The organism is Streptomyces sp. NPDC001137 (assembly GCF_040298885.1).
In the GTDB taxonomy this organism is placed as follows: domain Bacteria; phylum Actinomycetota; class Actinomycetes; order Streptomycetales; family Streptomycetaceae; genus Streptomyces.
This window is the reverse complement of the sequence record NZ_JBEPBA010000020.1, coordinates 1-13,529: the sequence shown is the minus strand read 5'-3', so window position 1 is coordinate 13,529 and position 13,529 is coordinate 1. Positions and strand designations below refer to the sequence as shown.

Sequence of the window (13,529 nt, the reverse complement as noted above, 5' to 3'; positions counted from 1 at the left end):
GTATTTTCTTGCTCCTTTCCGCAACCCGTACTTCGACGGGGTTCACGGCGGCCCGGGCGTGTACCACTGGCCTACCGGCGTCCGCGTGATGGGGGGAGCGGACGCCGGTGTGTTCCATTCAGGGAGCGGGGAGTTCGACTATGGGAACGTTCGGTCGCAGACTGCTGCTGGCGGTCGATGCGAAGGGTTACGGCCGCGTCGACGTGCTGACGCAGCGCCAGTTGCAGGAGGCCATCCAGCTGCTCCTGGGAGAGTCGGCCGCCGCGGCCGGCCTGGCCCGGGAGCGGTGGGAGACGCAGGTGGGCGGGGACTCGGTGTTCGCCGTGCTGCCCGAGGGTGCCTCCGAGCCCGACCTCGTCGACACCTTCATGCGGCACCTGGACGCCGGCCTGCGCGCCTTCAACCACGGCCGGCTGCCCGAGGCCCGGCTGCGGCTGCGGGCAGCCGTGCACTTCGGCACGGCGTCTCCGGCCGCCAACGGCTTCGAGGGCCGGGCCCCGGTCGAGATCGGCCGCATGCTGGACAGCGCGGTCCTGAAGTCGGCCCTGGCGGCCGCTCCCGATGCCTGTCTGGCCCTCGCGGTCTCCTCGACGGTCTTCAACGACGTGATCCGCGAGGCGTACACGACGATCCGGGCGCAGGAGTTCCGCGAGGTGCGGATCGCGGAGAAGGAGTACGCGGGGCGGGCGTGGATCCGGGTGCCCGGGTACGACGTGCATGCGCTCGACCTGGGCGGGGCGGCGGAGGCGCCGTCCCACGGCGCGGCGGCCGGGAGCGGCGCGGATGGTGGTGGGGCGGATGGCGGCGCAAGCGGGGGTGGTGAAGCGCCCGACGCGCGCCCCCCGAGTGCGCCAACTGCTCCTGGCGACACGGTAGTTCAGGTGTTCCCCGGAACCGTCCATGCCCCGGGCGCCGTCTTCGGCATCTCCAAGTGACCTCCGAGTGACGGCTGAGAATGGACGAGGAAGAGCGCGCGAAGAGACCCCAGGGCACCCCGGAACCGCCGGACGCCGACAGCGGATCGGAAGCCCAGGACACACCCCGGGACCCGGGTGACTCACCTGAGGCGGCTGCCCCGCAGGAGCCCCCCGAGGACGACCCGAAGCCCCGCGGCGACCGGCCGGCCGACAACGCCGACACACCCCGGGCAACGGAACAGCCCGACGAGGCCGAACAACCCGCCAGGCCCGACCGGGCGAAGCGGGCCGACGAGACGGCCCAGGCACAGAACAACGTCAACCAGTACTTTTACGGCGCCCTCGACGCCCCCGGCGCCATCTTCGGCATCGGCACCGCGGATTCCGCCAATGCCCGGCGCCGCGCCGTCGGCCGTCTGGACGCAGGTGAGGCCGACGCGATCCTGGCACCCTACGTCGAACCCGACTGCTTCGAGGAAGCCGTACGCGCCCTCCAGCAGGACGGTGTGGTCGTGCTCGTCGGGCCGCCCGGCACGGGCAAACGGTCCGCGGCGGTGGCCCTCGTCGCCAAGGTCGCGGAGGGCACGGAGTACGTGGTGCTCTCGCCCGGCCGCAGCCTGGAGGACCTGGCGGGCGGGCGCCCGGTGTTCGAGAAGGGCGTCGGCTATGTGCTCATCGACCGTATGAACGAAGCCGCCGGCGGGACCGCGGACTTCGACTGGCGGCGGGTGCGCGACACCGTGCGCGAGCAGGGGGCGCACCTCGTGGTCACCACCGTGTACCAGGGCGAGGGCGACGCCCCCGGATCCGTACGCCATATGCCCTGGCAGCCCCCGGACCTCACGGCAGTCCTGCGGCTGCGGCTGGTGCGGGCGGGCTGCGGGCAGGACACCGTGGAGAAGGCCGCCTCCCTGATGCCGGCCGGATGCCGGATCGCGGAGGTGGCCGCGGCGGCCGCCAGGATCGCGGACGGTGCGGACCCCGCCGGGGTCTGGCAGGAGTACGGCGCCGCCGCGGCCCAGCCCGTGCGCGACTGGTTCGACAAGACGCGCTCGCCGCAGGAGTGGACCGAGGTCACCGCACTGGCCTTCGTCACCGGCCTCGGCTACCGCGACTTCGAGACCTGCCAGGAGCGTCTGGAGGAGCATGTGGCGGCCACCTTCCCGGAGCTCGCCAACGACGAGGAGACGGCCGAGGCCACCCGGCGCGACGCCGACCGCAGGCTGTCGCTGTCCCGCAACAGCCTGGTCGCGGTCGAGGAGCGCAAGGACGGCGCGCTGACCCGGTCCGCCCTGGTCTTCCCGCACTCCCAGTACCGGCGGTGGGTGCTGGAGGAGCTGTGGAGCAAGCGCTCGACGGCGTACTGGGACGGCGTACGGGACTGGCTGACCGAACTCGTGGCCACCCAGCCCGGCCTGGGGCTCCAGTTGTCCGTCGCCTCCGGCCTCGCCCTGCTCACGCGGCCCGCCTTCGACGAGGTCGCGGAGAACTATCTGCACCCCTGGGCGGCCGGCGCGGCGGGCCCGGCCGGTCAGTCCACGGCCACCCTGGTGCTGCACTGCATGTGTCTGGACGAGGGCCTTGCCGCGACCGCGCTGTCCGTCGCCCGCGGCTGGGTCCGCTCGCCCGACCCGGAGCTCTCGTCGACGGCGACCGCGGCGTTCAGCGGGGCGCTCGGGGTGTGCTTCCCCACGGACGCGGTCAAGGCGCTGCTGCACCGCACCCTCGGCCGGTTCGACGATCAGGCATGGGAGGCGATGGTCGCCCTCGCCGGTCTCGTCGTCGTCCTCATGGAGTGCGAGCAGGACGCGGGTGCCGTGCTGCGTCCGCTCGCCTACCGGCTGAAGGACAAGGGCGGAAAGCTCACCGCACATCAGAAGGACCGCACCCTCGACGCCGCACTGACCGTCGTGGCGCGGCACACGCGTACGGGCCGGATGGTCTGCGCCGTGCTGCCGGCCCGCGACCCACGGCAGGCCGACCCGATCGGCGAGTTGTGGGCGGGGCTGCTGGCGAACCGGCCGTACCGGCGCCGTGTGCTGCTGTGTCTCCACCTCACCCTGCGCGACCTGTCCGCCGCGACGGACGAGCCGGAGCAGACGGCCGAGCGGCTGGGCCGCTCCCTGGGCGCGGCACTGCCGCCGGACGAACGCCCGCGGCTGGGGCCGTCCTTGCGGCAGGTCGTGGGGCGTTTCGACAAGGCTGCGGCCCCTCTGATCGACATCTTTCTCGAGGCTGTACTGAGCACGGAGGACTGACAGGCATGAATGCCAATTACCCGCTCGTGGAGCAGCGGGAGTACGGGCGGCCCGAGAAGCGCGGCGGCCTGATCAAGAAGCGCGTGATGCGGGACGAGGGCGAACTGCCCCGGCTCGCCCCGCACCACGTACGGGTCTTCCGGGTCGGCGCGGAGTACGTCGAGGACCACGGGCAGCTGCACGCCGAGGACCCGGTGGTGATCGGTGCCAGCTCCGTCACGGTGGTCGACCGCCGGATCGAGGTGCCGGTCGTCGTGGAGACGAGGATCCCCTCCGCCGAGGCGGGCGACTTCACCGTACGGGCGACGTTCTACTGCACCGTCACGGACGCGAAGGCGGTCGTGCGCGACGGCATCACGGACGTGGAGGCGCTGCTGCTGAGCCATCTGCGGGAGGTGCCGGGGCTCACCGAGGACGGCAGCGACCAGCCGATCATGAACTCCGCCGCCGTGCGGGAACGCATCGACGCACGGCTGACCGCGTACCACGAGATGCGCCCGACGGTACTGTCCGGCCTGCGCGCCCGGCACGGTCTGGTCGAGGTGCTCACTCCTGCCGAACTCGCCCAGCACATCGCCCAGTTGGAGAAGGAGCGGTGGGAGCAGCAACAGCAGCAGCGGCGGGAGGAGCGGGAGCAGCAGCTGGCCCTGGACCGGGCCGAGCGGGAGGCCGAGCTGGAGCTGAAGCGGGAGCAGATCCGCTTCGTGCGGGAGCAGCGCAGGGAGCGCAACCGGCAGCAGGAGGCGGTGGACAAGGAGCTGGGCCGGCAGGACTTCGAGACCCTGCGCGGCGGGTTCGACCGCGAGGCGGGGGCCGAGCAGCAGAAGCACGACCTCACGCAGCGGGCCGAGTTCAACCGTTTCGTCCGCGATCAGGTCCAGGAGGACATGAAGCTTCTCGCCAATCCGCTCGCCGCGGACCTCAGCGCCCGCCACCACGGCGACATCACGGCCGACGAGTACTCCAAGCGCGTACGGGGTTACGACGAGCTGCAGGTCGAACGAGCCCGGCTGGAGCGCGAGTTCCAGGAGAAGCGGGCCGAGCTGGACCGGCAGGAGGAGCGCTGGAAGGTCGAACAGAAGAACCAGCTGGAAGCGTCGACCCGCGCGGACAACCTCCAACGCGAGACGGCCAAGGCCAGGGAGGAGGCCCGTCGCTGGGACGTGGAGCACGCGGAAGAGGTGCGCCAACGCGACGAGGACCGGCAGGACAAGAAGCAGTTGCTGCAGGACCAGCACACCTGGGCCAGGCAGCAGCTGGGCGCCTGGACCGAGCTGACCAAGCAGGCCTTCGACCGGGGCCTGTTCGACGGGCAGCTCAGCGACCCGGGCGCGCAGATCAACCGGGTGGGCGACTTCTCCTTCGAGCGGGGCGCCGCGCCGGACGGCACCGCCCCGAGCGCGGTGACGAACACCCCGCGCATGAGCATCGTCCAGAAGAGCCAGGACGGCGGCGCCGCCCAAGAGGGCGACGCCGAACCCGACCTCGGCGGCACCGACTCGGAGGGCAGCCTTGGCCACTGACACACCGCTGCGCCACGCCGACAGCGCCTCCTTCGGCGACGACCCGGGCGCGGCCCGTCCGGTGCCGCGGGCAGGCGGCCCGGCGGTCCGGCTGCGCGGGCTGATCGGCATCGACGAGGGGCTGCTGGCCTGGGTGCCGGAGGAACGCACCCGCTACACCTGGTACGGCGCCCTGGTCGTCAACACGGCCCTGGTGGGCGCCCTCTCGATGACGTTGGCGCTGAGCAGCTTCCGCTCCGACCTGCCCCTCGCCGCCGTGATCGGGGTGGCCGCGGTCTGGTTCTGGGTGGTTCTCGCGATGGACAGCTGGCTGGTGTCCAGCACCCACGGCACGATGGTCAAGAAGTGGTCACTTCTCCTCCGCTTCATTCTCTCCGTGCTCCTCGGCCTGTTCATCGCCGAGCCGATCCTCTTCCAGATCTTCGACAAGGAGATACGCCAGGAGATAGCCGTCGGCAACGAGCAGCAGACCGCCGACTACCGCGGCATGCTCGTCTCCTGCAACCCCACCGACGGCGCGACCACCGCGGACCGCCCCGAATGCCTGAGCTACCAGCTGAAGGTGGCGGGCTCCCCGGCCGAGCTGGCCGAGCAGATCAAGAGCAACACCGCCCGCACCAAGGCCCTGCAGACCCAGGTCGACGCGATCAACAAGACGCTCGACGACAAGATGTCCGCCGAGCAGCGCCTGTGCGGCAAGGCCAACTGGATCTGGCGGAACGGGGTGCGGGACGTCACCATCACCTGCGACAGGGCCCGGAAGGACTCCAGCGAGTACCGCAGGACCAGCAAGGTCGACACCTACGAGAAGGAGCTCTCGGCGCTGGTCGCCAAGAGCCGCACCCTGGCCGCGAAGAAGGACACCGCCGCCGACGCCTACCAGCCGCTGCTGCAGCGGGCCATCGACGCCAAGACGCGGGCACGGGCCGCAGACCTGGACGCAGACGGCATCCTCACCCGGGCCCACGGGCTCAGGAAGGTCGCGGAGTCCGACGGCTTCGCGCTCTTCATCACCCTCGTGCTGCATCTGCTGCTGATCTGCCTGGACGCCATGCCCGTGCTGGCCAAGCTGATGAGCGGCGCCACGATGTACGACCGCATGCTCGGCGCCCGCTTCACGGCGAGCAGCCGGACGTACACCGAGGAACTCCAGGTGCAGCAGGAGTGCGCACGGATGGAGCACGAGGTGCAGCGCCACGGCGTGGCACAGGACACGGCCGACCGTATGCGGCGCGTGGAGCACGACTTCCAACGGGCCCAGGCGGAGCGGGCCGCGGAGGAACGGGCCGAGCTGGAGGAGCGGATGGGCCGGATCCTTCGGGCGAGGAAGGCCTGAGCGGGACGGCCGACGGACCGGCGACGGTCCCGCCCGGGGAGGGGCGGACCGCCGCCGGAGCCGAGGTCACGACTGACGGGTCTCCGGCACGGGAGCGGGACTGGCGGGCGCCATGTTCTGCGCCGCCTTGTCGAAGTACCTGAGCAGCTCCACCGGGAACGGCATCACCAGCGTCGAGTTCTTCTCGGCCGCGACCTCCACGACCGTCTGGAGGAGACGCAGCTGCATCGCCTCGGGGGTGTCGGACATGATGCGGGAGGCGTTGGCGAGCTGCTGGGCGGCCTGGAACTCGCCGTCCGCGGTGATGACCCGGGCCCGCCGCTCGCGCTCGGCCTCGGCCTGGCGGGACATGGACCGCTTGAGCGACTCCGGCAGCTGTACGTCCTTGATCTCCACGCGGTCGATGTGGACGCCCCAGCCCGCGGCCGGGCTGTCGATCATCAGGGCTAGCCCCTCGTGCAGCCGCTCACGGTCGGAGAGCAGGTCGTCCAGGTCGCTCTTGCCGATGATGGAACGCAAGCTGGACTGGGCGACCTGGCCGACGGCGAAGACGTAGTCCTGGACCTCGATGGCGGCCCGGAGCGGATCGGTCACCCGGAAGTAGACGACCGCGTCGACCTTCACCGAGACGTTGTCCTTGGTGATGCCCTCCTGGGTCGGCACCGGCATGGTGACCACCTGCGTGTTCACCTTCCGCATCCGGTCGACGAACGGGATCAGGAACGTCACACCAGGCTGCCGGTACGACGGCAGCGCCTTGCCCATCCGGAACACGACCCCGCGCTCGACCTGGTTGACCACCCGCATACCGCTGCGCAGCACGAGCAGGACCGCCACGGCCACCAGCACGACCGCGACCACAGTGCCTTCCATCGCACTCCATTCCTCGAAAGGATTCCCCGTAAGGATTGAGACAAGGAAGTAGACACCGGACGGGGTCGGCCGGATGCGCCCGCTCGCGTCAGGAGATCGTCAAGAAAACGATCCCGCACTCGGTCCTGACGCCCGAGGGCGGCGTCCCGTCTCCGGTGCGCCGCCCTCGGTTGTCAGAGTGTCAGTCCTGTCAGCTCCGGTGCGCGGAGCCGTGGACCAGGAGCTCGGTCACGTCCATGTAGCTGCAACCCGAGGGGCTCGGGTCCGTCGCGCACTTGGCGCCGTTGTCGGCGGCCTGGTTGCCGAGCATGGTCAGGCGGACGTACCGCACGTTCTGCCCGGTGCCGGCCTTGAGGGACACGGCGTTCTCCCGGCCGGTGTCGGCGGGCCTGAAGTGGCCCTCGGCGGCGGTGACCCAGGTGGTGCCGTCCGTCGAGGTCTCGACCCGGTAGTCGCCGAGGGACGCCGTCAGATCGTCCCCGCAGCCCGACGTCGGGTCGATGCGCAGTTCGGTGACGTCGACGGCCGAGGGCAGCTTGACGGTGTTGTGCACCGGGTCGACCCCGGTGCCGTCGCTGCCGCCCTTGGCGTCCGAGCCCCAGACGGTGCCCGACATGTCGATCAGGCCGTTCGGTCCGCAGCCGAAGTCGGTGTTGTCGGGCCCGGTGAACTCCGTGACCGTGGCACCGCCGGAAGCGGCGGCCCAGTCGCGGCGCAGTGCCCAGTCGGCGCTGCTCCCGGAGCCGACGGAGACCGTGCGGATCTGCGGTTCGTAGCCGTTGCCGCTCGCGTACACCTTCCGGTACGTGCCCTTGGGGACGTTGTGGATCGTGTACGTGCCGTCCGACCTGGTCACGGCGGAGAAGTCGGCGCCGGGGAAGCCGGAGGCATGGCCGCTGATGCTGACGCCGACCCCGGCGACGGGGGCGCCGGACGCGTCGTCGGTGACCTTGCCGGTGAGGGTGGCCATCGGGGTGTGCGGGCCGGGCGGCAGCGAGAAGTCCTCGTCGGGCTTGGTGTCGTCGGCGGTGAGCGCGGCGGCGAAGTAGCCCATGCCGCGGTGCGCGAACACCTTCCAGATGCGGTCGTGGGCCCGGCCGCGGTTGACCACGGTGTCGGCCTGCAGGACGGCGTTGCGCTGGTCGAGGAAGGTGGGGTTGGCGGGCGACAGCTCCATCGCGCGGGTCAGCAGCGATTCGGTGAGCCTGCTGCCGAGCCGGTTGCGCAGGTCCCAGAGCGTCTCGCTCCAGATCTCGCCGTCGGCGTGCACCTCGGGGCCGCGGCGCGAGATCTTGCCGTAGTCGCCGTAGGTGTACCCGCCCTTGCCCGCCGCCGACGTGCCGGGGCACTTCGCGGAGGTGGAGCCGACCGGGCAGTCCAACGGCTGGGAGCGGGAAGGCAGTTCGTCGGTCCAGTGCGGCGGGTCGAGGGCCACCTCGCCGTCCCTGTGCCGGCTGTCCTTGAGCAGTCCCTGGTCGTTGAGGAAGTCCAGCGCGTACCAGTCGCTCCACGCCTCGCCCATCGCCCCGCCCTGCTGGCCGGTGAGGGCCGAGACCCCGTCGGCGCCGACGACGAGCCGGTTGGACAGACCGTGCGTGTACTCGTGGTAGACGGTGGCGGCGTCGTCGCCCCAGTTGCCCTGCAGCACCGTGTAGCCGGGCCCGGACCCGGTCAGGTACATCTGCATCGTGGGCGCCTGGCCGTCCGGCGGTGTCCCCATGTTGGCGTTGTTCAGGTGGTTCTCGTCCGGCAGCCCGTGGTCGACCGCGGCGCCGTCGTCGGTCTGCGCGTCCACGGCATCCCCGTCCCGGCCGTCGAAGTTGCCCGCGGCCCGGGTGAAGCCGATCGGGCCGGCCTCCAGGTGGTCGTGGTAGGTGCCGAGGTAGTAGTAGACCTGCGCGGCGTTCTGCTCACGGTTGGTCTTCCAGGAGTACGGCGTCTTCTGGTCCCAGGAGCAAGGCAGCGGTACGTCGCAGCCGGGACCGGTGACGGGCTTGAACGGGAAGGAGAACGTCCCGTCGGCCGCCGGGGTGATCTCCTCGCCCGCGTCGACCTTGTTGTTGTCGTCGACGTCGCTGAAGACGTGCGCGATACGGCCGTCGAGGGTCTTGGCGCCGACGGGCAGCCAGCCCCGGGCCGTGAGGTGGCGGGTGTGCTGCTTGCCGCCTGCGGGGGCGCCGGGGTAGCGGTCCCAGACGAGGACCTTGCCGCCCCGCAGCAGCCTGGCCGGCGAGGGGGGCAGGGGCCGCCCGGAGGAGGGTGCCGTCCCGGCCGCCGCGGACAGGTCGGAGGAGAGGTTCTGCCGGTACAGCACCCTGCCGGTCGCCGCGTCGACGACGTGCAGCCACATGCCGTGGCCGTCGGGCACGGTGACCGTCTGCCACGCGCGCCGGGCGGTGCCTTTCGGCCCCGTGTAGACGACCTGCTTGGCGGTGTCCTGCTTGCCGGCGCTGTCGGCCTCGGCTCCGGCGATGTCACGCACCGCGGTGTGCCTCGCCTGCGTCGAGGTGACACGGCCGGGGGCCAGCTGGGCGGGCAGTTTCGGCACCGGGGAGCCGAGCACACTGATCAGCCGCCCGTCCCGGGAGACGTTCGCCTTGACGCCGTTGCCGAACACCGGGACGCCGTCGACCGACTGGACGAACGACAGATGACGGACCCCGGCGACGTCGGTGTACTCCTTGCGCAGGGTCAGGTCACGGACCTGCCCGGCGGAGAGACCGAAGACATCGGGATGGTCCCGCAGATACTGCCGGACGATGTCCTGCGGGCCCTTGTCGCTGCGGGGCGTCAGATACCCGTCCAGCTTGGCCACCTGCCGCGCCGTGCCGGTGGCCGGGTCCAGCTCGAGCACGCCCTGAACCCCGAGCTGTTCGCGCAACTGACGTACACCCGGCCGTTTTTCGGCCTTCGCGAGCCGGGCGTCGCGGCGCACCAGCGTCTGCTGCGACGGTACGGGCTGCGTGGCGGACGGCGTGGGCGACGGGCCGTCGGCCGCCGGGTCACCCGGGACGGCGTTCGCCGCGCCGGGCAGAAAAGCGACGGCCAGCGTGAGGCCGGCCGTCGCGGTGAGTATGGTCGCGCGTCTTGCGCGCGAGGAGGCTCTCGTCATGTTCAACGCCTCGTGGGGGGTGAGGGATCCAACGGCCGTGGTCGGCGGCCGAGTTGTACGCCTCGTACCCTTTCAAGACGACCTGCACGACAGAAGACCTCAAAGATCAGGTGTCACAGAAGTCACACAGACGTCAGACAGCGAAGGCTGTCCGGATCAGTTGGCGGACAACGACGCCGTGAAGTCCGTCCATGCCTTGGGGGGCAGGTGGAGTATCGGGCCGTCGGGGTCCTTGGAGTCGCGTATGGCCACGACGGCGGGGATGTTGCGGGCGACTTCGACGCATTGACCGCCGGTGTTGCTGTAGCTGGACTTCACGAAGTCGAACTTGGGCATGGGTCAGAACTCCTGGCGAATGGTGTCGATCAGCAGGGCCGAGTCCTGCTGGGCGAGGCTGAGCCGAGCCGTACGGTCGAAGAAGGCGCTGTACGCCGCGCTCTCGGCCTCGTTCTCTGCCCACACAGTAGACATGATGGTGTCCGCATGGACCACGTCCACGGCCTCGCTCTCCGCGAACGAGATGATGGTGAACGGGCCTGTGATGCTGGGGTGCCCGCCCGCACGGAACGGCAGCACTTGGAGGCGGACGTTCGGGAGTTCGGCCACCTTCAGCAGGTGCTCCAACTGAGCGCGCATAGTGCCGGGGCCGCCGATCAGCTGCCTCAGTGCCGCTTCCCAGACGATGGCGTACACCTCAAGCGGGTGCTCGTCGTACAGGCGTGCCTGGCGGCGCATACGGATCTCGACGAGGCGCTCGATCTCATCGGGGTCCTCCCACACCCCCACGCCTTCGCTCACCGCAAGCGAACGAGCGTACTCGGCAGTCTGGAACAGGCCGGGAATCAGCGAGAGTTCCCACGTTCGTACGCGACTGGCAGCATCCTCCAGCGCGATGTACTCGGAGAGCGTGCCGGGGTGGGGTGAGTCCTGCCACCACCCCTTCGCCTTGCGGCGCTCGCGGTCCAGCCGGGCCAGGTTCAGCAACCGTGTCAGGGTGCTGGGGTCCTCCAAGCCGTAGAACTCGCACAGCACCCGGATGTCCGGATCTCGCATCGGCACCCAGCCGCGTTCCATCTTCACGATCTTTGTACCGGTCGCGTTGATGGACTCGGCGGCCTGCTGCTGGGTCTTCCCCGCCATGTCGCGCAGACGCAACAGCTCGGCACCGAGCCTGCGTCCCAAGACAGTTGACGCCCGGTTGCCTGCAGGTTGGGTTGATCGCTTCACGGTCACAGTCTGTCCCTGATTAGTCACCGCGTCGACAACTTTCCCTCTTTGGGGAAGAACTTCCCCGAGCTGATTGCCTCCGAGGCGAACGTCTCGCTACGGTCAGTATTCAACCGCTCACTCGGCGGCTTCCACCCCCACAAGGAGGCGCGCGTCCATGCCCGACGCCAACCCCATCCCCGAACCCCTCCGCCACGAAGACCAGCTCGACTACACCCCCGTCCCTCGAAGCGTCGCCCTCGCCCGCCGCCGCACCGCACGCCTCGTCACCGACTGGGGTCATACGCACCTCGCCGGAGACGTCGCCCTCGTCGCCAGCGAGCTGATGACCAACGCCCTGCTGCACGGCAGCCTGCGTGACCGGCTCATCCGGCTGCGGATCACCACTACGACCGCAACGCTTCGCGTCGAGGTCAGCGACCCTCGCGGTGAACGGCTGCCGTGTCGGCGTGAGGTAGCCGACGAGGATCAGTTCGGGCGAGGACTGTTGCTGGTCGGAGCGCTGGCGGACGGCTGGGGTGTCGCACCACGGGTGGGTGTGGGCAAGACGGTCTGGGCGGAATGGGGCCTCGGCCTCACCCTCTGCGGCGGCGATCCGCTCGCGCGCACGCGGGAGTGAGGGGAATGGCGCTAGCGTGGGCCCGTGCCGGAAGGGCGCTGGACGAGCGGAAGGGGCAGCCCATGACCACGCCGTACGCGGACGGAAACGGCCCGCTCATTCCCAGGCCCGAGCTGACACTGCCGGCTCTGCGACAGGCCGTGGCGACGGTGGCCCCCTCCCGCCTGCCCGAGTTCTTCGAGGACCTGCAAAAGGCGTTCGTCCGCGCCGGGGACGAGGACAGCGTCGTACCGATCCGCATGTTCTACCGGCAGTGGGGCGTCGTGGTGGAGATCGAGCGGCACCCGGAGACGGCCCGTCGACTGCACGCCGCCGAGCAGGCCATCAACAGCTCGAACCCGGACGTACGCGAACGCGCCATCCGCGAGGCCGGAGAGATCGTACGAGCCGCACACCGCGAGGTCGCCGGTAGCTGACTGGCGCTGGGAGCTGTTCCAGGACGGCCTGCTGGACGGGCTCCCGGATGCGGCACGTGCCGAGACCGAACGGCTGGCCAACGAGATCGCCGTACGTGAGTCGATGGTCTTCCTGGAGGGAGCCGCCTACACAGGACCGGGGCCCGGCGTGCGGACCGAGAGCCGTGGCCTCCTCATGCTCACCTACCTGACCGATGTCCGTGGTGAACGCATCGTGCTCGTGCAGGTGAGCTGGTTCGGCTGAGGCGCGGCCGGATCCAGGCCGTATCGACCGCGTCCCCTGCCTGCGGCATTTCCGTGAACAAGGGTTTGTTGCTGCCCTGGGGCCGTCGGAGGCCATGCATGACGTGCAGGGAAGGTCCGGCTTGGTCGCTGAACTGAGTTCCAAGGGTGGGCCGATCATGGCCACTGTCAAACATCAGCTGGGACCGAACTGTCAAGCATCTACCGGGATCGGACAAGTCCCACGCGTCCAACTGCGTTACAACTTTCTCTACGGGTTCAAGCCCCGGCTGCGCTCCGCTCCGCCGGGCGCGCTTCCCGGCTATGGCCGCGCCCGTGCTCCTGCCTTCGGCCCGCTCGGCGCGGCCGACGCCGACGCGCGCCCACATGTGGATAGGGCCGGTGGCCATGAGTCGATCACCGCATAGCGCGGCCCGATCAAGAACATGCCTCCGGCGGGGGATCGGCCGGCACCGGGATGGAGGGGGCGCCGTTCCCGACCGCGGGTCCGTAGTGGCGTGCGTGGGGAGCTCCCATCCCGTCCACCGTCGACCCAGGCAGAGCCGAGCAGACGCGGCCCATGGCGTCCAGGTCGTTCGTACAGTGGCGCGCTCCACCTGGACGCCATGAACCACGCCCGCTCCACGGTGTGTGGGTCGACGGCGGACGGGATGGGACCTGGGTGAGTGGTGGGAGGCGGTTGTGATGCGTCCTTGCTGGATAAGTGAGGCTCACCGATCCTGCATGCGGAGCATTAGAGACGTAGGGGGAGCGGGTATGAAATCGCAACGAGCACAGTGGTTGTTGTGGTGCATAGTGGCCATCGGTCTTCTGATACTGATCTTCCTGACGCCACTAGCTCTCGAAAAAGTAGCTCCGTCCCAGAAGGACTGGGATCGGCTGAGCGCTGTAAGTCAGACTTATGGAGCTCGGGTCTGCTGCACGATCGGGTGACATCTGAACTGGCTTGCCCTGTGGGGCGGGTGGGAAGGATGTCGCTGTGCCCAAGCCTTATCCGGAAGAGTT

The 13,529-nt window shown here is 70.0% G+C and carries 10 protein-coding genes; 6 read left to right on the top strand and 4 right to left on the bottom strand.

Annotated elements, in window-relative coordinates:
• The first annotated feature begins 140 nt into the window (after positions 1–140).
• From ABT254_RS32190 to ABT254_RS32175, 4 genes are read left to right on the top strand one after another with little or no spacing between them, the layout of a single operon-like run.
• Positions 141–935 (top strand): hypothetical protein, encoded by a 795-nt coding sequence (locus ABT254_RS32190; protein WP_351477791.1) that lies wholly within the window; start codon positions 141–143, stop codon positions 933–935.
• A 20-nt stretch (positions 936–955) separates the two neighbouring features.
• The gene (locus tag ABT254_RS32185; protein WP_351477789.1) at positions 956–3,175 is read left to right on the top strand and encodes an nSTAND3 domain-containing NTPase; all 2,220 of its coding nucleotides are present in this window, start codon (positions 956–958) and stop codon (positions 3,173–3,175) included.
• 5 nt (positions 3,176–3,180) lie between these two features.
• On the top strand, positions 3,181–4,698 hold the full coding sequence (locus ABT254_RS32180) for a hypothetical protein (RefSeq protein ID WP_351477786.1): 1,518 nt from the start codon (positions 3,181–3,183) through the stop codon (positions 4,696–4,698).
• The gene (locus tag ABT254_RS32175; protein WP_351477784.1) at positions 4,688–6,034 is read left to right on the top strand and encodes a DUF4407 domain-containing protein; all 1,347 of its coding nucleotides are present in this window, start codon (positions 4,688–4,690) and stop codon (positions 6,032–6,034) included. Before ABT254_RS32180 ends, ABT254_RS32175 begins: the two co-directional genes overlap by 11 nt.
• 66 nt (positions 6,035–6,100) lie before the next feature.
• Here the strand turns inward: ABT254_RS32175 and ABT254_RS32170 are convergent, their stop codons facing one another.
• From ABT254_RS32170 to ABT254_RS32155, 4 genes are all read right to left on the bottom strand, one after another.
• Complete coding sequence (locus tag ABT254_RS32170) at positions 6,101–6,907, bottom strand: slipin family protein (RefSeq protein ID WP_351477781.1); 807 nt, start codon at positions 6,905–6,907, stop codon at positions 6,101–6,103.
• Between the two features lie 190 nt (positions 6,908–7,097).
• Entirely contained in the window at positions 7,098–10,019 is a 2,922-nt protein-coding gene (locus ABT254_RS32165) for a M36 family metallopeptidase (protein ID WP_351477779.1), read from the bottom strand.
• Positions 10,020–10,175: 156 nt separating this feature from the next.
• Complete coding sequence (locus ABT254_RS32160) at positions 10,176–10,355, bottom strand: DUF397 domain-containing protein (RefSeq protein ID WP_351477777.1); 180 nt, start codon at positions 10,353–10,355, stop codon at positions 10,176–10,178.
• Between the two features lie 3 nt (positions 10,356–10,358).
• Entirely contained in the window at positions 10,359–11,201 is an 843-nt protein-coding gene (locus tag ABT254_RS32155) for a helix-turn-helix domain-containing protein (RefSeq protein WP_351477775.1), read from the bottom strand.
• Positions 11,202–11,403: 202 nt separating this feature from the next.
• Between ABT254_RS32155 and ABT254_RS32150 the strand changes: the two genes are divergently transcribed.
• Positions 11,404–11,865 (top strand): ATP-binding protein, encoded by a 462-nt coding sequence (locus ABT254_RS32150; protein ID WP_351477773.1) that lies wholly within the window; start codon positions 11,404–11,406, stop codon positions 11,863–11,865.
• Positions 11,866–11,927: 62 nt separating this feature from the next.
• Positions 11,928–12,281 carry a hypothetical protein gene (locus tag ABT254_RS32145; protein WP_351477770.1) on the top strand — a complete coding sequence of 118 codons (354 nt, stop codon included), beginning with the start codon at positions 11,928–11,930 and terminating at the stop codon, positions 12,279–12,281.
• Positions 12,282–13,529 lie beyond the last annotated feature (1,248 nt).